Annotated in this window: 18 protein-coding genes; 13 read left to right on the forward strand and 5 right to left on the reverse strand. The window is 70.4% G+C overall.

Features of this window, described 5'->3' with window-relative positions:
• Positions 1-9: 9 nt before the first annotated feature.
• The 3 genes from trpE to rpe all read right to left on the reverse strand — a co-directional run bounded on the left by trpE (position 10) and on the right by rpe (position 3,222).
• Positions 10-1,485, reverse strand: coding sequence for an anthranilate synthase component I (gene trpE, locus EOINJALH_RS15195; protein ID WP_088281482.1), 1,476 nt, complete (start codon positions 1,483-1,485; stop codon positions 10-12).
• 272 nt (positions 1,486-1,757) lie between these two features.
• Positions 1,758-2,483, reverse strand: coding sequence for a phosphoglycolate phosphatase (gph, locus tag EOINJALH_RS15200; RefSeq protein WP_199873386.1), 726 nt, complete (start codon positions 2,481-2,483; stop codon positions 1,758-1,760).
• A 55-nt stretch (positions 2,484-2,538) separates the two neighbouring features.
• Positions 2,539-3,222, reverse strand: a complete 684-nt coding sequence (gene rpe, locus EOINJALH_RS15205; protein WP_088281484.1) for a ribulose-phosphate 3-epimerase — start codon at positions 3,220-3,222, stop codon at positions 2,539-2,541.
• A gap of 56 nt (positions 3,223-3,278) precedes the next feature.
• Between rpe and apaG the strand changes: the two genes are divergently transcribed.
• Positions 3,279-3,653 carry a Co2+/Mg2+ efflux protein ApaG gene (gene apaG, locus EOINJALH_RS15210; RefSeq protein ID WP_310732310.1) on the forward strand — a complete coding sequence of 125 codons (375 nt, stop codon included), beginning with the start codon at positions 3,279-3,281 and terminating at the stop codon, positions 3,651-3,653.
• Positions 3,650-5,620: a site-specific recombinase gene (locus tag EOINJALH_RS15215; RefSeq protein ID WP_088281488.1), complete on the forward strand. Its 1,971-nt coding sequence runs from the start codon at positions 3,650-3,652 to the stop codon at positions 5,618-5,620. The genes apaG and EOINJALH_RS15215 overlap by 4 nt, the downstream gene beginning before the upstream one ends.
• A gap of 27 nt (positions 5,621-5,647) precedes the next feature.
• Here the strand turns inward: EOINJALH_RS15215 and EOINJALH_RS33175 are convergent, their stop codons facing one another.
• Both EOINJALH_RS33175 and EOINJALH_RS15220 read right to left on the reverse strand, forming a co-directional pair.
• On the reverse strand, positions 5,648-5,770 hold the full coding sequence (locus EOINJALH_RS33175) for a hypothetical protein (RefSeq protein WP_255407125.1): 123 nt from the start codon (positions 5,768-5,770) through the stop codon (positions 5,648-5,650).
• 70 nt (positions 5,771-5,840) lie between these two features.
• Complete coding sequence (locus EOINJALH_RS15220; RefSeq protein ID WP_088281490.1) at positions 5,841-6,428, reverse strand: Lrp/AsnC family transcriptional regulator; 588 nt, start codon at positions 6,426-6,428, stop codon at positions 5,841-5,843.
• 109 nt (positions 6,429-6,537) lie between these two features.
• Between EOINJALH_RS15220 and EOINJALH_RS15225 the strand changes: the two genes are divergently transcribed.
• The 11 genes from EOINJALH_RS15225 to EOINJALH_RS31860 all read left to right on the forward strand — a co-directional run bounded on the left by EOINJALH_RS15225 (position 6,538) and on the right by EOINJALH_RS31860 (position 21,147).
• Complete coding sequence (locus tag EOINJALH_RS15225; protein ID WP_088281492.1) at positions 6,538-10,098, forward strand: indolepyruvate ferredoxin oxidoreductase family protein; 3,561 nt, start codon at positions 6,538-6,540, stop codon at positions 10,096-10,098.
• Between the two features lie 56 nt (positions 10,099-10,154).
• Entirely contained in the window at positions 10,155-11,060 is a 906-nt protein-coding gene (locus EOINJALH_RS15230) for an NUDIX hydrolase family protein (RefSeq protein ID WP_088281535.1), read from the forward strand.
• A gap of 57 nt (positions 11,061-11,117) precedes the next feature.
• Complete coding sequence (locus EOINJALH_RS15235) at positions 11,118-11,672, forward strand: cytochrome b (protein ID WP_088281494.1); 555 nt, start codon at positions 11,118-11,120, stop codon at positions 11,670-11,672.
• Positions 11,673-11,767: 95 nt separating this feature from the next.
• Positions 11,768-12,334: a YceI family protein gene (locus EOINJALH_RS15240; protein WP_088281537.1), complete on the forward strand. Its 567-nt coding sequence runs from the start codon at positions 11,768-11,770 to the stop codon at positions 12,332-12,334.
• Positions 12,334-12,933 carry a YceI family protein gene (locus EOINJALH_RS15245; protein ID WP_088281496.1) on the forward strand — a complete coding sequence of 200 codons (600 nt, stop codon included), beginning with the start codon at positions 12,334-12,336 and terminating at the stop codon, positions 12,931-12,933. Before EOINJALH_RS15240 ends, EOINJALH_RS15245 begins: the two co-directional genes overlap by 1 nt.
• Positions 12,934-13,061: 128 nt before the next feature.
• On the forward strand, positions 13,062-14,189 hold the full coding sequence (locus EOINJALH_RS15250; protein ID WP_088281498.1) for a TRAP transporter substrate-binding protein: 1,128 nt from the start codon (positions 13,062-13,064) through the stop codon (positions 14,187-14,189).
• Positions 14,190-14,277: 88 nt separating this feature from the next.
• Positions 14,278-14,898 (forward strand): TRAP transporter small permease subunit, encoded by a 621-nt coding sequence (locus EOINJALH_RS15255; RefSeq protein WP_088281500.1) that lies wholly within the window; start codon positions 14,278-14,280, stop codon positions 14,896-14,898.
• Positions 14,895-16,976 carry a TRAP transporter large permease subunit gene (locus tag EOINJALH_RS15260; RefSeq protein WP_088281502.1) on the forward strand — a complete coding sequence of 694 codons (2,082 nt, stop codon included), beginning with the start codon at positions 14,895-14,897 and terminating at the stop codon, positions 16,974-16,976. The genes EOINJALH_RS15255 and EOINJALH_RS15260 overlap by 4 nt, the downstream gene beginning before the upstream one ends.
• A gap of 109 nt (positions 16,977-17,085) precedes the next feature.
• Positions 17,086-20,484 (forward strand): AAA family ATPase, encoded by a 3,399-nt coding sequence (locus EOINJALH_RS15265; protein WP_088281504.1) that lies wholly within the window; start codon positions 17,086-17,088, stop codon positions 20,482-20,484.
• Positions 20,485-20,641: 157 nt separating this feature from the next.
• Entirely contained in the window at positions 20,642-20,803 is a 162-nt protein-coding gene (locus EOINJALH_RS31855; protein WP_158219782.1) for a hypothetical protein, read from the forward strand.
• Between the two features lie 206 nt (positions 20,804-21,009).
• Positions 21,010-21,147 (forward strand): hypothetical protein, encoded by a 138-nt coding sequence (locus tag EOINJALH_RS31860; protein WP_158219783.1) that lies wholly within the window; start codon positions 21,010-21,012, stop codon positions 21,145-21,147.
• Positions 21,148-21,219 lie beyond the last annotated feature (72 nt).

Below are 21,219 nucleotides of genomic sequence, written 5' to 3' on the forward strand. Positions count from 1 at the left end.
TCGTCCCCTTCAGAAGCCTTCTTCGACCAGCTCGGCGGCTCGGATCAGCGCCCGCGCCTTGTGCTCGGTCTCCCTCCACTCCATCTCGGGCACCGAGTCGGCCACCACGCCGGCCGCGGCCTGCACGTACAGCATGTTGCCCTGGACGATGCCGGTGCGGATGGCGATGGCCACGTCCATGTCGCCGGCAAAGCTGAGGTAGCCGCAGGCGCCGCCGTAGATGCCGCGCTTGACCGGTTCGAGTTCGTCGATGACCTCCATCGCGCGGATCTTCGGCGCACCGGTCAGGGTGCCGGCCGGGAAGGTGGCGCGCAGCACGTCCATGTTGCTCATGCCATCCTGCAGCAGGCCTTCGACGTTGCTGACGATGTGCATCACGTGCGAGTAGCGCTCGACCACGAAAGCCTCGGTCACCTTGACCGAGCCGGTCTTGGCGATGCGGCCGATGTCGTTGCGCGCCAGGTCGATCAGCATCAGGTGCTCGGCGCGCTCCTTGGGGTCGGCCAGCAACTCGGCCTCGGTGGCCTTGTCGGCCTCGGGCGACGTGGCGCGCGGGCGCGTGCCCGCCAGCGGGCGGATGGTGATCTTGTCGCCTTCGGGCGTGCGCTCGTGGCGCACCAGGATCTCGGGCGACGCGCCGACGATCTGGAAATCGCCCATGTCGTAGAAGTACATGTAGGGCGACGGGTTCAGCGACCGCAGCGCGCGATAGAGGCTCAACGGGCTTTCGGTATAGCGCTTCTTCAGGCGCTGGCCGATCTGCACCTGCATCATGTCGCCGGCGGCGATCAGTTCCTTGCTGTGCTCGACCGCCGCCAGGTAGTCAGCCTTGGCGAACTCGCGCTCCACCGGGTACGAGGTGCCGCGTCGCACCGGCGGGGCGGTGACCGAGTAGCGCAGCTTGTCGCCCAGTTCGGTGAGGCGGCGCTTGGCCTTGAAGAATGCCTCGGGCTGCGACGGATCGGCATAGACGATCAGGTACAGGCGCCCCGACAGGTTGTCGATGACGGCCAGTTCCTCGGTCTGCAGCAGTTGGATGTCGGGCGTGTCCAGCCCGCCGGTCTTCACCGTCTTGGCCAGTTTGGGCTCCATGTAGCGTACCGCGTCGTAGCCGAAATAGCCGGCCAGCCCACCGCAGAAGCGCGGCAGCCCGGGCCGCAGCGCCACCTTGAAACGCGACTGGTAGGCCTCGATGAAGTCGAGCGGATTGCCCTCGTGCCGCTCGACGACCTGGTCGTCGGTGACCACCTCGGTGACCCCGCCGGTGGCCCGCAGCAGCGTGTGCGCCGGCAGTCCGATGAACGAGTAGCGGCCGAAACGCTCGCCGCCGACGACGGATTCGAGCAGGAAGCTGTGCTTGGCGCCGCCGGCCAGCTTCAGGTAGAGCGACAGCGGCGTCTCGAGGTCGGCAAAGGCCTCGCTGAGCAGCGGGATGCGGTTGAAACCCTGGGCGGCCAGGCTCTTGAATTCGAGTTCGGTGATCACGGGACGGTGTCCTTCTCGGCGGTCTCGCTCGGCGCCCGTGGGGCGGCTGGCGCGACGGTGGGTGTCGGTGCGGGCGGACTGCGGTGGCGCAGAGGCCCAGGAAACCGAGGGGCGCGAACCGGATCAGGTCATCGACGAAGACAACGGCCCGGCGGCCGACGGCAAATCAGACGGACGCGGTGCCGCGTCGCCAGGGCCAGGCTCCCCGGGCGGCCGACCGGTGGGTCTCCAGCCCCTTGATCTGATTCAGCGCCATGCACATGGCAGCAAGTCTAGCAGCGCGCTTTGCCTGCGGCAGCCGCCGGAAGCCCCAGGCCGCGCAGGTCGTCGATGCGGTCGATCCACGCCAGCGCAGGCACCTCGCGCACCGGCTCGCCGTGGTTGTAGCCGTAGCTCACCAGCACCACCGGGCAGCCGGCCGCGTGCGCCGCCTGCGCGTCGTTGCGCGAATCGCCGATCATCAGCGTGCGCGCCGGCAAGCTGCCCAGCGCCTCGCAGGTGCGCAGCAGCGGCAACGGGTCGGGCTTCTTGCGCTCGAAGGCATCGCCACCGAAGACGCAGGCGAAGTAGCGGTCCAGGCCCTTGGCCACCAGCAGCGGGCGGGCGAAGGCGGTGGGCTTGTTGGTCAGGCAGGCCAGCTTCAGCCCCGCGGCCACCAGCGCCTGCAGGCCCTCGGGCACGCCGGGGAACACGGTCGAATACCGGCCATTGATGGCCTGGTAGTGGAACTGGTAGCGCAGCCAGGCGGGCTCGTACAGCGAGGCGTCGGCGTCCACCTGCGCCAGCGTGCTGCGGATCAGGTGCTCGGAGCCCTTGCCGACCGTGCGCTCGATGAAGTCGCGGCCGATGGGCGGTCTGCCCAGGTCGGCCAGCATTGCATTGAGCGCCACCTCGAAGTCGCCGACCGTGTCGACCATGGTGCCGTCGAGGTCGACGATCGCGGCCTGCAGGCCGGCCAGGGCGGGCAATGGGCCCAGGTTGGGGAGGATGTCGGTCATCGGTTCTCTCGGCTCCGGGGCAGGTGGGCCGCCTGGCAGGCGACGGGGTGACAGCTCAACGCGCCAGTTCGGTGCGCATCGCGTCGATGACGGCGCGGTAGTCTTTCTGGCCGAAGATCGCGCTGCCGGCCACGAAGGTGTCGGCGCCGGCGTCGGCCACGCGACGGATGTTGTCGATCTTGATGCCCCCATCCACCTCGAGCCGGATATCGCGGCCGCTGGCGTCGATCAGCTTGCGCAATTGGCCGATCTTTCGCAGCGCGCTGTCGATGAAGCTCTGGCCACCGAAGCCGGGGTTGACGCTCATCACCAGCACCAGGTCGACCCTGTCGATCACCCACTCGAGCACGTCGATGGGGGCTGCCGGGTTGAACACCAGCCCGGCCTGGCAGCCGGCGCCCTTGATCAGTTGCAGCGTGCGGTCCACGTGCGCGCTGGCGTCGGGATGGAAGCTGATCAGGTCAGCCCCGGCCTTGGCGAAGGCCAGGGCAAGCGCATCGACCGGCTGCACCATCAGGTGCACGTCGATCGGCACCTGGCCGCCGTCGGCCCGCACGGCGTGCTTGCGCAGGGCTTCGCAGACCATCGGGCCGAAGGTGAGGTTGGGCACGTAATGGTTGTCCATCACGTCGAAATGGATCCAGTCGGCGCCGGCGGCCACCACGTCGCGCACCTCCTGGCCGAGGGCGGCGAAATCCGCCGAGAGGATGCTGGGGGCAATGCGATAGGGGCTGGGCATGGGCGTTCGGGTACTCTGTTGCACGCAATTTTCGCAGCCTTCCTAGAATGCGCCGCATGGCCCACCCGCAATTCACCTGCTCGGTCGTTGTCAAGCCCCTGCCCGAACAGACCGATCCGGCACAGCAGCAGTACGGCTACACCTACACGGTGAGCATCCGCAATTCGGGCGACGAGGCCGCGCAGCTGGTCGCCCGGCACTGGCTCATCACCGACCACCGCGGCCATGTGCAAGAGGTGCGCGGTCTGGGCGTGGTCGGCCATCAGCCGCTGCTCAAGCCCGGCGAAGAGTTCGAGTACACCAGCTGGGCCCAGATCGCCACGCCGCAGGGCTCGATGCACGGCTCCTTCTATTGCATCACCGAAGCGGCCCGCTGGTTCGAGGCCCCGGTGCACGAGTTCGCCCTGGCCGACACGGCCGCACTGCATTGAGCGACCGCGCCGCCTGGGACCTGTCGGCGCTGCTGAACGCCGCTGATCCGCGGGCCAGCCGCCCCGAGAGGCACCTCTGGCTGGTACGTCTGGTGCAGTGGCTGCGCCACGGCGAGAACGGCACCGACGAAGACGCCACGCCGCGGCCGGTGTTGCGCCTGAGGCTGCTGCTGAACGCCCTGGAGCGCTACGACGAGCCGCGCGAACGCATCGCGGCGCTGCTGGCGCGCTTCTGGCGCGAAACCGACCTGGCCGCGCTTTTTGCCGATTTCGGCTTCACCGCGCGGCGCGACCTGTGGGGCGAACTGGGCGAGCGCCTGAGGCTGCGCTTCCTGCCGGCCACGCCGGACACCGACGACCTGGCGGCGCTGTTCCAACTGCTGTTCACCGAAGACGGCGATGCCGCCTGGCTGCGCGCCATCGACGACGAAACCCTGTCGCGCCTGGCCAAGCTGCTCGCCACCGCGCACGACGCCGACGGACGCCAACCGCTGCTGCAGGCCATGACCTGGCTGGTCAGCGCGATCCGCTCGGCCGCCTTCGCCGCGCCACTGCGCCGCCGCATGGACGCGGCGCTGCTGGCCGACCGGCCGTTCGAGCAACTGGTGCGTGCGGGTGAAGCCCTGGCCGACAGCCTGGTCTCCGGCACCCCGGTCGACGCCCGCCAGCATGCCAGCTACCTGCGCGCACTGCTGTCGCGCTGCCGCGCGGCCACCGACAGCGTGACGTCCCACCTCGACGACCATGGCATCTCGGTGCACATCGTGTTCGAGCTCGAGCAGTTGCGGGCCCGCACCGAGCGCCTCGAGGCCGTGATCGACGTGCTCATGTCCGACACGCCGCAGCGAGAACTGGCGCACCTGCTGTCCGACCTGGTGGCGCTGGCGCGCGATCGGCGCAGCGTGCGCGCGCTGCTGGCCCGCCAGTACTCGATGCTGGCGCGCAAGGTGGCCGAGCGGCACGCCGAAACCGGTGAGCACTACATCACCCGCACCCGCGCCGAGTACCGCCACATGCTGCGCACCGCCGCCGGGGGCGGGGTCGTGATCGCCGGCACCACCTTCGCCAAGTTCGCCGTGCTGGCGCTCGGGCTGGCGCCGTTCTGGGCCGGCTTTGGTGCCGGGCTGAACTATGCGTTGAGCTTCCTGGTCATCCAGTTGCTGCACTGGACGGTGGCCACCAAGCAACCGGCGATGACGGCGCCGGCCATGGCCGAGAAGCTGCAGGACGTGACCGACGCCGCCGCGGTGGAAGGCTTCGTCGACGAGGTGGCGCACCTGGTGCGCTCGCAGATGGCCGGCATCGTCGGCAACCTGGCGGCCGTGATCCCGGTGGTGCTGGCCGTGCAGGCGCTGGCCTGGTGGGTGGCCGGCCGGCCGCTCATCGGCCCGGCCGAGGCCGAGCATGTGCTGCACGCCATCACCCTGCTCGGTCCGACGGCCTTCTATGCCGCATTCACCGGCGTGCTGCTGTTCGCCAGCAGCCTGATCGCGGGCTGGGTGGAAAACTGGTTCGTCTACCACCGGCTCGACAGCGCCGTGGCCCATCACCCGGCGTTCGTTGCGCGCCTGGGAGCGCCGCGGGCCGCCCGTTGGTCGGCCTGGTGGCGGCACAACATCTCCGGCGTCGCGGCCAATGTGTCGCTGGGCCTGCTGCTGGGCATCGTGCCGGCATTGGCGGCCTTCGTCGGTCTGCCGCTCGATGTGCGCCACGTCACGCTGTCCACCGGGCAACTGGCCGCCGCGGTGGGCGCGCTGGGCTGGCAGACCGTGCTGCAGCCGGCGTTCTGGTGGTGCGTGGCCGGGCTGGGGGTCACCGGGGCGCTCAACCTGGGTGTGAGCTTCTGGCTGGCGCTGAAGGTGGCCTTGCGCTCACGGGGCATCACGCTGAGCGATCGGCGAAGGCTGTACCTGGCCGTGCGCCAGCGCCTGTGGACGCGGCCGCGCAGCTTCTTCCTGCCGGATTGAGCCAGCCCGCCGGCAGGCCCGCGCTGCTCAGCGCGGCGTGTCGTCCTCGTCGCGCCGGTCGCCGCCGCGGCGGCCCGAGAACATCGTCCACCAGACGATCAGGACCAGGATCAGCAGCGCGCCCAGCGCTTCCAGCAGGATCAAGCCCATGACAGCGCGCTTCCGGTGGCGATGTCCCGGATTCTAGGAGCGGGTCGTGTCGCGACGCGGCGTCGGGCCATCAGCGCCGCCGGTCGCCGGCCAGGCCCTGGCGCAGGTGCCCCAGCGGCAGCGCCGCACTGGCCTTCACGTCGCCCAGCGAGAAGCTGGTGTGGATGTCCTTGACGTTGGGCAGCTTGAACAGCGTGTCCATGGCCCAGCGCGAGTAGGCGTCGAGGTCGGTCACCAGCACCTGCAGCTCGAAGGTACCGGCGCCGCTGATGTAGTGGCAGGACACCACCTCGGGCAGGGCCCGGATCAGGTCTTCCAACACCTGCGTCGCCTCGGCGTTGTTGCGTTCGGCGTCCACCCGCACGAAAGCCAGCACGCCCAGGCCGATCTTGCGGCGGTCGATCTCGGCGCGGTAGCCGGTGATGTAGCCCTGCGCCTCGAGCCACTTCACGCGGCGCCAGGTGGGCGCCGCGGACAGCCCGATGCGGCTGGACAACTCGGCGTTGGACAGCCGCGCATCGCGCTGCAGTTCGTCCAGGATGGCCACGTCATAGCGGTCGAGCGCGGGGCCGTGGTCGTCGGCCAAGGGCTCGGTCGACAGACTTCGCGTTTTCCCTGAATCCGGCTTGGCGGGAGATGTTCTGGTCTTGGTGGCCATGATCTGAGCAAGGATCTTGCGCGCAGTATCCCCACAACGGCATAGAAAGAAAAGACTTCACAGGCCTGTTTTCCTACACTGGCGCATCCCGACTGGAGCCTTCGACGCCATGAACGCACCGCTGCCCGAATCGATCCGAAAGGCCCTCGAAAGCGTCACGCTGGACGACAAGTACGCCCTCGACAGTGGCCGCGCCTTCATGAGTGGCATCCAGGCGCTGGTGCGCCTGCCGATGCTGCAGCGCGTGCGCGATGCGGCGGCCGGGCTCAACACCGCCGGCTTCGTCAGCGGCTACCGCGGCTCGCCGCTGGGCGGTTACGACCAGGCACTGTGGTCGGCCAAGAAGCACCTGGCGGCGCATCACGTGGTGTTCCAGCCCGGCGTCAACGAGGAACTGGCCGCCACCGCGGTGTGGGGCACCCAGCAGATCGAGTTCGATGCCGCCAACCGCAAGTACGACGGCGTCTTCGGCCTCTGGTACGGCAAGGGACCGGGGGTGGACCGCTGCTCCGACGTGTTCAAGCACGCCAACCTGGCCGGCACCTCGCCGCACGGCGGCGTCATCGCGCTGGCCGGCGACGACCACGTGGCCAAGAGCAGCACCGCCGCGCACCAGAGCGACCACATCTTCAAGGCCTGCGGGCTGCCGGTGTTCTTCCCGAGCAGCGCGCAGGACATCCTCGACCTCGGCCTGCACGCCTTCGCGATGAGCCGCTTCTCGGGCGTGTGGACCTCGATGAAGACCATCCAGGAGGTGGTCGAGTCGGCCGCCAGCATCGACGTCTCGCCCGACCGGGTGCAGATCGTGCTGCCGACCGATTTCGCGATGCCGCCCGGCGGCGTGCACATCCGCTGGCCCGACCATGCGCTGGTGCAGGAGGCGCGGCTGTTCGACTTCAAGTGGTACGCCGCGCTGGCCTATGTGCGCGCCAACAAGCTCAACCACAACGTCATCTCCGGCCCGAACGACCGCTTCGGCATCATCGCCAGCGGCAAGGCCTTCAACGACACCCGCCAGGCGCTGGCCGACCTGGGCCTGGATGACGACACCTGCCGGCGCCTGGGCATCCGGCTGCACAAGGTCAACGTGGTGTGGCCGCTGGAGGCCACCATCACGCGCGACTTCGCGCAGGGCCTGCAGGAGATCCTGGTCGTCGAGGAAAAGCGCCAGGTCATCGAGTACCAGTTGAAGGAAGAGCTGTACAACTGGCGCCCCGACGTGCGCCCGCACGTGCTGGGCAAGTTCGACGAGCCCGAGGGCAGCGGCACCGGCGGCGAGTGGAGCCAGCCCAACCCCAGCGGCAACTGGCTGCTGCGCGCCAACGCCGACCTCACCCCCGCGCTCATCGGCCAGGCCATCGCCAAGCGGCTGAAGAAGCTCGGCGTGCCGCAGGACATCTTCGCGCGCATGGACGAGCGCATCTCGGTGATCGAGGCCAAGGAACAGGCCCTGGCCGCCAGCACCACCGGCGGTGCCGACCGCGCCCCCTGGTTCTGCAGCGGCTGCCCGCACAACACCAGCACCAAGGTGCCCGAGGGTTCGCGCGCGATGGCCGGCATCGGCTGCCACTTCATGGCCACCTGGATGGACCGCGCCACCATCGGCTTCACGCAGATGGGCGGCGAAGGCGTGCCCTGGGTCGGCCAGGCGCCGTTCAGCAAGCGGCCGCACATGTTCGCCAACCTGGGCGACGGCACCTACTACCACTCGGGCTCGCTGGCAGTGCGGCAGAGCATCGCCGCCGGTGTGAACGTGACCTACAAGATCCTCTACAACGACGCGGTGGCGATGACCGGTGGCCAGCCGGTGGACGGCATCCTGACCGTGCCACAGATGACGCGCGAGCTCGAGGCCGAGGGCGCCAAGGCCATCGTCATCGTCACCGACGACCCTGACAAGTACAACGCCCGCGTCGGGCTGGCGCCGGGCGTGACGGTGCGACACCGCGACGAGCTCGACACCGTGCAGCGCGAACTGCGCGAACTGCCCGGTTGCACCATCCTGATCTACGACCAGACCTGCGCCACCGAAAAGCGCCGCCGCCGCAAGCGCGGCAAGATGGTCGACCCGGCCAAGCGCGTGGTCATCAACGAGCTGGTGTGCGAAGGCTGCGGCGACTGCTCGGTGCAGAGCAACTGCCTGTCGGTGGAGCCGCTCGAGACCGAGTTCGGCCGCAAGCGCCGCATCAACCAGAACAGCTGCAACAAGGATTACTCCTGCACCAAGGGCTTCTGCCCGAGCTTCGTCACCGTCGAAGGCGGGCAGCTGAAGAAGCCGAAGAAGGAGCGCGCCAAGGCCGATCCGTTCAGCCTGCCGGCGATCCCGCAGCCGTCGCTGCCGCTGGCCGAAGAGGCCTTCGGCATCGTCGTGGCCGGCGTCGGCGGCACCGGCGTCATCACCATCGGCCAGTTGCTGGGCATGGCCGCTCACCTCGAAGGCAAGGGCGTGGTCACGCAGGATTCGGCCGGACTGGCGCAGAAGGGCGGCGCCACCTGGAGCCACATCCAGATCGCCAACCGGCCCGAGGCCATCTTCACCACCAAGGTCGACACCGCCAAGGCCGACCTGATCATCGCCTGCGACTCGATCGTCGCGGCCGGCAAGGCCACGCTGTCGCTGATGCGCGAGGGCCGCACCTACGTGGCCATGAACTCGCACGCCACGCCCACCGCCGCCTTCGTCACCAACCCGAACTGGCAGTTCCCGGTGGGCGGCTGCGAGGCTGCGCTGGCCGCGGCGGTGGGCGCCGGCCGGCTCGGCCTGGTCGATGCCGAGCAGGTGGCCGTGCAACTGCTGGGTGACTCGATCTACGCCAACCCGCTGCTGCTGGGCTACGCCTGGCAGCAGGGCCGGGTGCCGCTGGGCCAGGCGGCGCTGCTGCGCGCGATCGAACTCAACGGCACGCAGGTCGAGAACAACAAGGCCGCCTTCGAGTGGGGCCGGCGCTGCGCGCACGACCTGGCGTCGGTGACGGCGCTGTTCCAGGCCGCGCAGGTGATCGAGTTCGTCAAGAAGCCCTCGCTCGACGAGACGATCGCCAGGCGCGTGGACTTCCTCACCGGCTACCAGGACAGCGCCTACGCGGCGCAGTACCAGGCCTTCGTCGAGCGCGTGCGCGCCGCTGAAGCGCCGCTGGGCAAGGGCCACGCGCTCACCGAGGCGGTGGCGCGCTACCTGTTCAAGCTGATGGCCTACAAGGACGAGTACGAGGTGGCCCGCCTGCACACCGACCCGGCCTTCACGCAGAAGATCGAGGGCATGTTCGAGGGCGACTTCAAGCTGGTGCACCACCTGGCGCCGCCGCTGTTCGCCAAGACCAACGACAAGGGCGAACTGGTCAAGCGCCCCTACGGCCCGTGGATGCGCAGTGCCTTCGGCCTGCTGGCGCGCCTGAAGGGCCTGCGCGGCGGTGCCTTCGACGTCTTCGGTCGCACCGAGGAGCGCCGCACCGAGCGTGCGCTGATCGGCGAATACCGCGCCTGCATCGAGGAACTGCTGCGCACGCTGTCGGCCTGCAACCTGGCCGCCGCCGCCGAGATCGCGCGCCTGCCCGAGGAGATCCGCGGCTTCGGCCACGTCAAGGCTCGGCACCTGGCCGCTGCGCGGCTCAAGTGGGAGCGGCTGATGGCGCAGTGGCGCCAGCCGGCCGCGGCGCGCCAGGCGGCCTGACCGGCGCGCACCGCAGCCGCTGCGGCCCGTGCCATGCCGTCGCACCGGGTGATCCGTTGAGCGCCACGCCGCCCTGGCATGCCATTGCCGAGGCCACCCGGCGCGAGGTGCCCCGCGTGCCGTTCCGCGTACTCGACGACGGACCACACGGGCGGCGATCGCTCGAGGCCGGCTCGATCGCCAGTGCCCACCTCGGCGCGCTGGCGCGCTGGCCCGAGGCCCTGCGCGTCGACGACTCCGGCGTCACACTCACCGTGGCCACCGGCGAACGCAACGCGTTCTTCGCGCAGGCCAATGCCGCGCTGCACGCGGACGGGCTGGTCGTCGGCTGGCGCGACGAAACCTACCCGGTGCTGGCCCTGGCCACACAGGAACTGCTGGCCACCTTCGAGCGCGCGGCCTCGCGCTTCTGGGGCACGATCACCTTCGGCGCGCACTGCAATGGCTGTGTCGTCGGCGCCGACGGCCGCCCGCAGCGGCTGTGGATCGCCCGCCGTTCCTTCAGCAAGCCCACCGACCCCGGCCTGCTCGACAACCTGATCGGCGGCGGCGTGCCCCACGGCCAGAGCCCCGCCCAGGCGGTGGTGCGCGAAGGCTGGGAGGAGGCCGGGCTGATGCCGACCCAGATGCGCGGCATCCGCCCCGGCCGGGTGGTGCGCGTGGCGCGCGACATCCCGGAAGGCTTGCAGATCGAATGGCTCAGCGTCTACGACCTGGCCCTGCCCGCCGGATTGCGCCCCTGCAACCAGGACGGCGAGGTCGCCGAGCTGATGTGCCTGACACTGGACGAGGCCCTGGCCCACGCAGCCGGCACGGGCATGACGGTGGATGCCTCGCTGGCGACGCTGGACTTCGCGCTGCGGCACCGCCTGCTGCCGCCGGCGCGCCACGACACGCTGGCGGCGCTCTCAGCCGGGCTCTGGCTCGGCGACGCCGACCTGGCCAGCGTTCAATTCGACTGAAGCGCCCCGACAACCCCGCTGAACCCGCAGGCTCCCGAGGGCGGCACACTCCGCCCCATGACGTCCGCCGCCTCGACCACCCCCACCACGCGTTACAGCGGCCTGGCCATCGGCCTGCACTGGTTGCTGGCGCTGATGATCGTCGGATCCTTCAGCCTCGGCGTGTACATGCACGAGCTGCCGATGACGCCCACGCGGCTGAAGCTCTACAACTATCACAAGTGGGCCGGCGTCACGATCCTGGCCCTGTCGGCGCTGCGCCTGCTGTGGCGCCTGACGCACAAGCCGCCACCCGACGTGCCGATGCCGGCCTGGCAGGCCACCGTGGCGCACGCCACCCACCTGGCGCTGTATGGGCTGTTCTTCGCCGTGCCGCTGGTCGGCTGGGCCTACAGTTCGGCGGCCGGCTTCCCGATCGTCTGGTTCGGCGTGCTGCCGCTGCCCGACTTCGTGCCCGTGGACAAGGCGCTGGCCGAAGCGCTCAAGCCCTGGCACGAGCGCCTGGCCATGCTGATGGCCGTGCTCGTCATCGGCCACGTGGCCGCCGCGATCAAGCACCAGTTCATCGACCGCGACGGCCTGATGGACCGCATGCGGCCCGGCCGCGGCTGACGCGGCCGCTGTCGTTCCGCGCGCACCCCTGCCGGCATCCTCCGTTTCGATTCAATCGTTTCCTCCACCCACTGCAACCCAAAAGGCCCTCCATGATCCGCAGCTGTCTCCTTGCCACCGCCCTTGCCGCCGCCGCCCTCGGCGCCCAGGCCCAGAGCGCCACCTACGCCATCGACCCGACGCACACCTTCGTCACCTTCGAGGCCACCCACTTCGGCACCTCCACCAACCGTGGCCGCTTCGACAAGAAGGAAGGCACGGTGCAGTTCGACCGCGCGGGCAAGTCCGGCAAGGTCGACATCACCATCGAGGCCGGCTCGATCAACACCGGTGTGGAACCGTTCAACAAGCACCTGCAGAGCAAGGACTTCTTCAACGCCACCGAATTCCCGACCATCAAGTTCGTCGGCGACAAGCTCACCTTCGACGGCGACAAGGTCACCGAGGTCGCGGGCCAGCTCACGCTGCTGGGCAAGACCCTGCCGGTCACGCTCAAGTCGAAGCAGTTCAACTGCTACCAGAACCCGATGCTCAAGCGCGAGGTCTGTGGCGGCGACTTCGAGACCACGATCCAGCGCAGCCAGTGGGGCATGACCTACGGCTTGCCCGGCATCCCCGACAACGTGCGCCTGGTCATCCAGGTCGAGGCCGCCAAGCAGTGATGCCGAAGGGCGGTCACCGCCTCGCGGCGGCCGCCTGCACGATTGCATGCGGGGTCTGCATCGGCGCAGCCGCGCAGCCCCGCCACTACACGCTCGACCCGAGCCACAGCTTCGCCACCTTCGAGGTGCTGCACTTCGAGGCGTCGACGATCCGCGGCCGCTTCGGCCCGCTCAGCGGTGAGGTGATGCTCGACCCCGGCGCGCGCCGAGGCCGGGTCCAGGTGCTCATCGACACCGCCGCCGTCAGCACCGGGCTGCCGGTGTTCGATGCCCGGCTGCGCGAGCCCGACATGCTCTCGACCGCGACCCATCCGCAGGCCAGTTTCGTCGCCGAGGGTTTCAGCTTCGACGCCCAGGGCGCGGTCACCGCGGTGCGCGGCGAATTCTTCCTGCGCGGCCACGGCGAAGCCCTGACGTTGACGGCGCGCCGCTTCCGCTGCTACACCAGCCCGCTGTTCCGGCGCGAGGTGTGCGGCGGCGACTTCGAAGCCACCTTCCCACGCAGTGCCTTCGGCATCACCCACAGCCTGCCCTTCGTCGGCGACATGGTTCGCCTGACGGTGCAGGTGGAGGCCATACACCAGCCCGCAGAACGATGACCGGGCAGGGTCTTGACAGGGACCATGGCAGGGATCGCCCCATTGCCAAAGGCCGGGCGGGTTTCGATAGTTGCGCATCCCCGGCCTGTGGAGGTCGCGGACAACCATCGACGAACCTGGAGACCCCCATGTCCGAGCAAGACAAGTCTGGCGCGCCGCGCCGTCGTTTTCTCCAGCGGGCCGCGGCAGGCACCGCTGCCGCCGGCGCCTTGGCCGTTCCGGCGGTGTCACGGGCCCAGACCGTGGCCTTGCGCTTCCAGAGCACCTGGCCGTCCAAGGACATCTTCCACGAGTACGCCTCCGACTTCGCCAAGAAGGTCAACGACATGGCCGGCGGGCGCCTGAAGATCGAGGTGCTGCCCGCGGGTTCGGTGGTGCCGGCCTTCCAACTGCTCGACGCGGTGAACAAGGGCACGCTCGACGGCGGCCACGGTGTCGTCGCCTACCACTACGGCAAGAACACCGCGCTGGCGCTGTGGGGCTCGGGCCCGGCCTATGGCATGGACCCCAACATGGTGCTGTCCTGGCACTACTACGGCGGCGGCAAGGCGCTGCTCGACGAGATCTACAAGAGCCTGAACATGGACGTGGTGTCGTACCTCTACGGCCCCATGCCGACGCAACCGCTGGGCTGGTTCAAGAAGCCGGTGGCCAAGGTCGAGGACATGAAGGGCCTGAAGTTCCGCACCGTGGGCCTGGCGGTCGACGTGTTCAAGGAACTGGGCACCGCCGTGAACCCGCTGCCCGGCGGCGAGATCGTGCCCGCCCTCGACCGCGGCCTGATCGACGCGGCCGAGTTCAACAATGCCTCCAGCGACCGCCTGCTGGGCTTCCCCGACGTGGTGAAGAACTGCATGCTGCAGAGCTTCCACCAGAGCGGCGAGCAGTTCGAGATCCTCTTCAACAAGGGCAAGTACGACGGCCTGCCGGCCGAGCTGAAGTCCATCATCGACTACGCGGTGCAGGCCTCCAGCGCCGACATGAGCTGGAAGGCCATCCAGCGCAACAGCCAGGACTACATCGAGCTGAAGAAGGCCAAGATCAACTTCTACAAGACGCCCGACGCCATCCTGCGCGCGCAGTTGGCGGCCTGGGACAAGGTGATCAACGCCAAGGCTGGCGAGAACGCACTGTTCAAGAGGGTGCTCGAATCGCAGAAGGCCTACGCCGAGCGCGCCGGCCAGTGGCAGAACGACTACACCGTCGACTTCAAGATGGCCTGGAACCACTACTTCCGGTCCGGCAAGAAGGCCTGATCCGCCGAGCCCTGCGCGGGCCACCGCCTCCCCCGAGGCCGGTGGCCCTTTTTTCGATCGAACCCAACAAACCGACAAGGACGCCGCGATGCAACGCCTGCTGCTGCTGGTGGACCGGGTGTCGACATGGCTGGGGCAGCTGTTCGCCTGGCTCATCGTCGCACTGACGCTGATGATCAGCTGGGAGGTGTTCTCCCGCTACGTGCTGAACAACCCGCACGACTGGGCGCTGGACGCCCAGATCATGATGTACGGCACGCTGTTCATGATGGCCGGCGCCTACACGCTGAGCAAGAACGGCCATGTGCGCGGCGACGTGCTTTACGGCTTCTTCATGCCGCGCACGCAGGCCACGCTCGACCTCATCCTGTACTTCCTGTTCTTCCTGCCGGGGGTGTTCGCCCTCACCTGGGCCGGCTGGAACTTCGCCAGCGAATCGGCCGCCATCCGCGAAAGCACCTTCTCGGCCACGCCGCTGCCGGTGTACCCGTTCAAGTTCGGCATCCCGCTGGCCGGCGGCATGCTGCTGCTGCAGGGCATCGTCGAGATCGTGCGCTGCGTGCAGTGCATCCGTGACGGTGAATGGCCGTCGCGCGAGCAGGACGTGGAAGAGGTCGACCTCGACAAGCTCAAGGCCATGGTGCACGTGAAGGACGAGGACATCTACGGACTCGACAAGTACGTGACGCCGCCGAAGGGGTCGACATGAAGATCCGCAAGGAACTCTGGTTCGGCTTCATCCTGATGGCGCTCATCATCGCCGGCACGGCGCTGATGCTGCTGCTGGCACCCAAGCTCACCACCGGCCACCTCGGGCTGATGATGCTGGCGCTGGTGGTGGTGGCCATCATGCTGGGCTTTCCCACGGCGTTCACGCTGATGGGCATGGGCATGATCTTCACCTGGCTGGCCTACGAGCGGGACACGTCCAAGACGCTCACGCTGATGGTGCAGTCGGCGTTCAAGGTGATGGGCAACGACGTGCTCATCTCGATCCCGCTGTTCGTCTTCATGGGTTACCTGGTCGAGCGGGCCAACCTGATCGAGAAGCTCTTCAAGAGCCTGCACCTGGCGATGGCGCGGGTGCCCGGCTCGCTGGCCGTGGCCACGCTGTTCACCTGCGCGGTGTTCGCCACCGCCACCGGCATCGTCGGCGCAGTGGTCACGCTGATGGGCCTGCTGGCGCTGCCGCAGATGCTGCGCGGCGGCTACGACGTGCGCGTCTCGGCCGGCGCCATCACGGCCGGCGGCTGCCTGGGCATCCTGATCCCGCCGAGCGTGATGCTGATCGTCTACGGCGCCACCGCTGGCGTGTCAGTGGTGCAGTTGTACGCCGGAGCATTCTTCCCCGGGATCATGCTGGCCGGCCTGTACGTGGTCTACGTGATCATCCTGGCCAAGCTCAAGCCGCACCTGATGCCGCCGCTGTCGGCCGAAGATCGCTTCGTGCCGCTGCCGCCATTGACCGAGCGCATCTCGACGGCCGTGTCCAACACCGCCCTGCCGGCGCTGCTGGTGGCGCTGAAGGGCAAGCGCAATGCGGACGTGCCCACCGGCTACATCCTGCAGCAGCTCGCCGTCGCGCTGATCCCGCTGATCCTGTTCCTGCTGGTCACGCTGATGAGCTGGCGGTCCAACACCGCCCCGCCCGACGCCGACGCCATCATGGCCAGCCGCCAGGCCACCGCCACCGCGGCCGCCGACGCCTCGGGCAGCGGCCTGCAGGCGCCGCCCGGCACCGAGCCGGATGCGTCGACCAGCGAGAAGAGCGGCCTGGCCGAGCCCCCCAGCGCCGGCCAGGGCGGCCTCGCCGAACCGCCGAGCGAGGACAAGGGCGCGCTGGCCGAGCCGCCCAGCGACAACAAGGGCGCCTTGTCCGAGCCGCCGTCCGCCTCTGGCGACCTGAAGCCGCCGCCCGGCACCGACGAGGGCGTCAAGGAGCCTCCCGGCGCCGAGGCGCCCGCGTCGGCCAGCGCCGGTGGCGTGCAGGAACCCGGCGCGGCAGCCAGCCCGCCGCCGTCGACCGAACGCACACCGGCCACGCGCGGCTGGTGGATCGGCGTGGGCGTCGGCGCGCTGGCCATGGTCGGCTACTACGCGCTGCTCAGCTTCCAGCGGCTCGAGATCTTCAAGATGCTGCTGTCGAGCTTCTTCCCGCTGCTGGTGCTGATCCTGTCGGTGCTGGGCTCCATCGTCATGGGCCTGGCCACGCCCACCGAGGCGGCAGCGGTCGGCGCGCTGGGCGGCTTCATCCTGGCCGTGGCCTACCGGCAGTTCACGGTGCTGGTGCTGAAGGAGTCGGTGTTCCTCACCGCCAAGACCAGTGCGATGGTGTGCTGGCTGTTCGTGGGCTCGGCCATCTTCTCGGCGGCGTTTGCGCTGCTGGGCGGGCAGGAACTGGTCGAGAACTGGGTCATGTCGATGAACCTGTCGAAGACGCAGTTCCTGGTGCTGAGCCAGGTGATCATCTTCATCCTCGGCTGGCCGCTGGAATGGACCGAGATCATCGTCATCTTCATGCCCATCTTCATCCCGCTGCTGGACAACTTCGGTGTCGACCCGCTGTTCTTCGGCCTGCTGGTGGCGCTGAACCTGCAGACCGCCTTCCTCAGCCCGCCGGTGGCGATGGCGGCGTTCTACCTGAAGGGCGTGAGCCCGCCGCACGTGACGCTGAACCAGATCTTCGCCGGCATGCTGCCCTTCATGGGCATCCAGGTGATCGCGATCATCCTGCTCTACCAGTTTCCGGCCATCGGACTCTGGCTGCCGCAGCTGCTCTACAAGTAGGCCGGGCCATGACGGTGAGCGCTGGCAGGCGCTCACCGCGCTCGCCCCGCAAGGCGTCGACAGTCGGAGCGACGCGCGCGCCGTTGGCGGTGCGTAGGATGCGGCGGTTATGCTCGCCGCGCCGATGCCCCCGCCGACGCTCGCACTGCACCTGAGCGGCGACCCCCAGGTGGTCGCCGGCCATGGCGTGGCCCAGCCGCTGGGCACGGTCGACGCGCTGCTGCTCGGCTGGCTGGCGGTGTGCGGGCCCACCGGGCGCGATCGCCTGGCCAGCCTGCTGTGGCCCGACAGCCCCGCCGACGCCGCACGCACCGCCCTGCGCCAGCGCCTGTTCCGGCTGCGCAAGCAATTCGGCGAAGACCCCGTCGCCGGCACGCGGCAGCTGTCTCTGGCGCCCGGCGTGGCGCACGACCTGGACGAGGCCACCACGCTGCTGGGCAACCTGCAACTGCCGGCCGGCACCGAGCTGGCCCAGTGGCTGGACGACGAGCGCGCTCGCCGCCGCGAGCTGGCGCGCTCGCGGCTGCTGCAGCGCATCGACGCGCTGGAGCAGGCGGCCGACCTGCCCGCGGCGCTGCCGCTGGCCCGCGAGCTGATCGCCCTCGACCCGCTGCGCGAGGACGCGCACCAGCGCCTGATGCGCCTGCTCTACCTGGGCGGCGACCGCGCCGGCGCGCTGAAGGCCTTCGACGACTGCGAGCAGCGCCTGAAGCACGACCTGGGCGCGCGACCCTCGCCCGAGACCCTGGCGCTGCTGGCCACCATCGAGGCCGCTGCGCGCGAAGCAGCCCCGGGCGGCGCCGCGCGCCGAACGCTGCCGGCCGCGCTGATGCGCCCGCCTCGGCTGGTGGGGCGCGGCGCCGAGCTCGCACGTCTGCAGCGCGTGCTGTCTGATGGCGGCCGCGCGCTGGTGCTGGGCGAGGCCGGGCTGGGCAAGTCGCGGCTACTGCAGGCCGCCGCAGCGGCGTCAAATCCGCCCTGGATGGCCGCCGGCCGGCCCGGCGATGCCCTGGTGCCTTACGCGACGCTGGGCCGTGCGCTGCGGGCCTTGCAGGCGCTGCGGCCGCAGGCGCTGGCCTCGGTGCCCGCCGGGCACCTGGCGCCGGTGCTGCCCGAACTGGTGCCGGCGCAGCCGGAGCCGGTGACCGTGCGCCGCGACACGATGGTCGCCGCCCTGTCGACGGTGGCGCGTGACGCACTGGCAGGCCTGGGCGGCATCGTGCTGGACGACCTGCACTTCGCCGACGATGCCACGCTGCAGTTGCTGCCGGAGTTGGTGGCCGCCGCCGGCCCGGGCGCGTGGCTGATGGCCTTGCGACCGCCGGCCGAGGGCACGCCCTGCGCGAGCCTGCTGGCCGCGCTGGGCACCGCAGCGCCGTGGGAAACGCTGGCGCTGGCGCCGCTGGACGATGCGGCACTGGCCGAAATGGTCGATTCGCTGCAGCTGCCCGGCGTGCAGGGCCGGCGCCTGGCCGCCCTGCTGCGCGCCCGCAGCGGCGGCAACCCGCTGTTTGCGCTCGAGACGCTCAAGCTGGCCTGGACCGAAGGCCACGCGCTGGACAGCGGCGACCTGCCGCGCCCGCGCAACGTGGGCCAGCTGATCGACAGCGCGCTGTCCGAGCTGTCGCCGCGCGCCCTGCTGCTGGCGCGCGTGGCGGCGATCGCCGGGGTCGACTTCTCGATCGACCTGGCCGAGCAGGTGCTGCGCCAGGGCGCGCTCGAGCTGGCCGACCCCTGGGCCGAGCTGGAATCGCGGCAGGTGCTGCGCGGCACGGCCTTCGGCCACGACCTGATGCACGAGGCCGTGCTGGCCGGCATCCCCGAGGTGCTGGCCCGCCATGCCCACGGCCAGGTGGCGGGCTGGCTGGAGCAGCACCAGGGCGAGCCCGCACGCATCGCCGCGCACTGGGAAGCGGCCGGCCAGCGCGAACGCGCCCTGCCCGGCCTGCGCGCGGCCGCCCAGCGCGCCCACGCCGCGCTGCGCGAACCCGAACGGGTGGCGTTCCTGCTGCGCGGCGCCGACATCGCCGAGGCGGCCGGCCGGGGCGACGAGGCCTTCGAGCTGATCGCGCAGGCCGCCGAAGCGCACATGAACACCATCCGCGACGCCGCCGGCCTGCCGCTGCTCGACCGGCTCGACGGACTGTCCACCAGCCCGCACCAGCGCGCCCGTGCCGCCGGCCACCGCGCCTGGTACCTGACGACGCTGGCCGACTGGGACGGGGCCATCGAGGCCGGCCGCCGGGCCCTGGCCTGCTGCGGCGAGGTCGACGACGCCGAGCTGTGCGCCTCCATCTCGCAGCGGCTGGGCACCGCGCTGGCGATGGCCGGGCGCTTCGACGAGGCGCTGCCGCAACTGCGCGCCGCCGAACCCTGGGTCGACGCCCACGTCGGCAGCGACACCGCGGCCGAGTTCCTGGGCAACCTGGCCGCCGTGCTCGACAACCTGGGCCATGCGCACGAGGCCGAGGCCTACCACCTGCGCGTGATCGACGCCACCCGAGCCATGGGCGACCAGAGCTTCATGGCCACCGCGCGCGCCAACCTGGCCGTCAGCCGCCTGCAGGTGGGCGATGTGGCCGGGGCCCGCGCCCAACTGACGCTGGCCCAGCAGGTGGTGGCCGGCTACGAGCTGCGCGGCGCCAGCGCCGGCTTCGTGGCCGCGCTGCAGGCGCAGGCCGAGCGGGCGGCCGGCGACTACCCGGCCGCGCTGCAGTGGTGCGACACCGCCGAGCGCCTGATCAGCGCCGCCGGCCCGGCCTGGCTGCCCGTGGTGCACATGCACCGCGCCCAGGTGCTGCTCGACCTGGCGCAGGCGGCCCGTGCGCAGCAGGCGCTGGCGCGCTGCGATGCCGCGGCGCTGCCGCCGCGGCTGCGGGCGCGGCACGGCCTGCTCACGGGCCGGCTCCGGCTGGCCTTGCAGCAAGGCGCCCGCCGCGAGTTCGACGCCGCGCTGGCGCTGGCACCGCGGCCCGGCTGGCCCGAGCTGAGGCTGACCCTGCGCATCGAGCGCGCCGGCGCGCTCGACCTCGGCGAGGCCGTCGCCGAGTTGGTCCAGGTGGCAGAAGAGGCGCTGGCCCTGGGCCTATCGGGCGTGGTCCTGGCCGCACGCCTGCGCCTGGCGGCGATGGCGCCGCTGTTCGGCCTCGGCGGCGCACCCGCCGAAACCCTGGCCGCCGCCGAGGAAGCCCTGGCCACCGATCCGGGCATCGAACCCAACGGCCTGTACCGGGCCGAGCGCTGGGCGGGTCCGGCCTGGGCGCTGCACTGTGGAGGGCAGGCCGCGCGCGCCACAGCCCTGGCGCAGGACGGCCTGGCCTGGGTGGACGCCTGCGCCGAGCGCCTGCCCGAGGCCTGGCGCGAGGCCTTCCTGCAGCGCCATCCGGTGAACCAGGCGCTGCGGCACCTGGCCACCCTGCCGATGGCAACCGTGGCGCCTCCGGCGCAGGGCCCGGCTGCGCCGGGTGCGACCGTGCCGGGCTCGAGCGCATCGCCGCCGGGCGCTTGAGGCCGCGGCCCCTGACGCCGGCATAGGCCTCAGGAGCGGCCCGACGACGCCGTGCGTGACCGCCGACGACTTCGGCTTAACGCTGCTGTCACGGTGCGAAGCCTACAAACCTGAACCAAGGCGGCCGACCGGCCGCACGTGGTTCACGGAGAACGACATGGACGCACTGCACCAGGGCCTGGCCCACACCGACACCCACTCCGAGCCCGCCGTGCTGCTGGCCATGGAGGAGCAGTCCGCCATGGCGCTGCTGCGCCTCATCGCAGCCGCAGGGCTGGCGGTGACGGTCCTCGGCGTGGCCCTGCGCCTGACCGCCTGAGCGGCGGCGTGGTCGAGCCATGCCAGGGCCCTCGGCGGGCCGCGTCCTCCCGTGGGATGAGGCCGCCCTGCCAGACCGCGGCATCCCCCGCAGGGGGGACGGGCGGGGGCCGCCGTCACGGTGCCGTCACGCCAACGGGCCTACAAACGCATCTGAACCGGCGGGCCGATCAGGACCTGCCATCCACCACCAATCAGGAGAGCACCATGACCGACCATCAGATCGACGTACTGCTGCGTCGCCACGAACAGGACGACCGCCGGCTGCAGTGGCTGTTGCGCGGCATGGTCCTGGCCGCGCTGGCGCTGGTGGTGCTGGCCTGGGTGGCGCCGCTGGGGGCGTGACGTCCGCCGGCCGACCGGCGGACGCACGCAGGTGCAGCCCGTCGGTGCGAGCGGCACCCCGTCCGGCGGCGG

It is taken from the genome of Ideonella sp. A 288 (assembly GCF_002198735.1).
GTDB lineage: Bacteria > Pseudomonadota > Gammaproteobacteria > Burkholderiales > Burkholderiaceae_C > Pseudaquabacterium.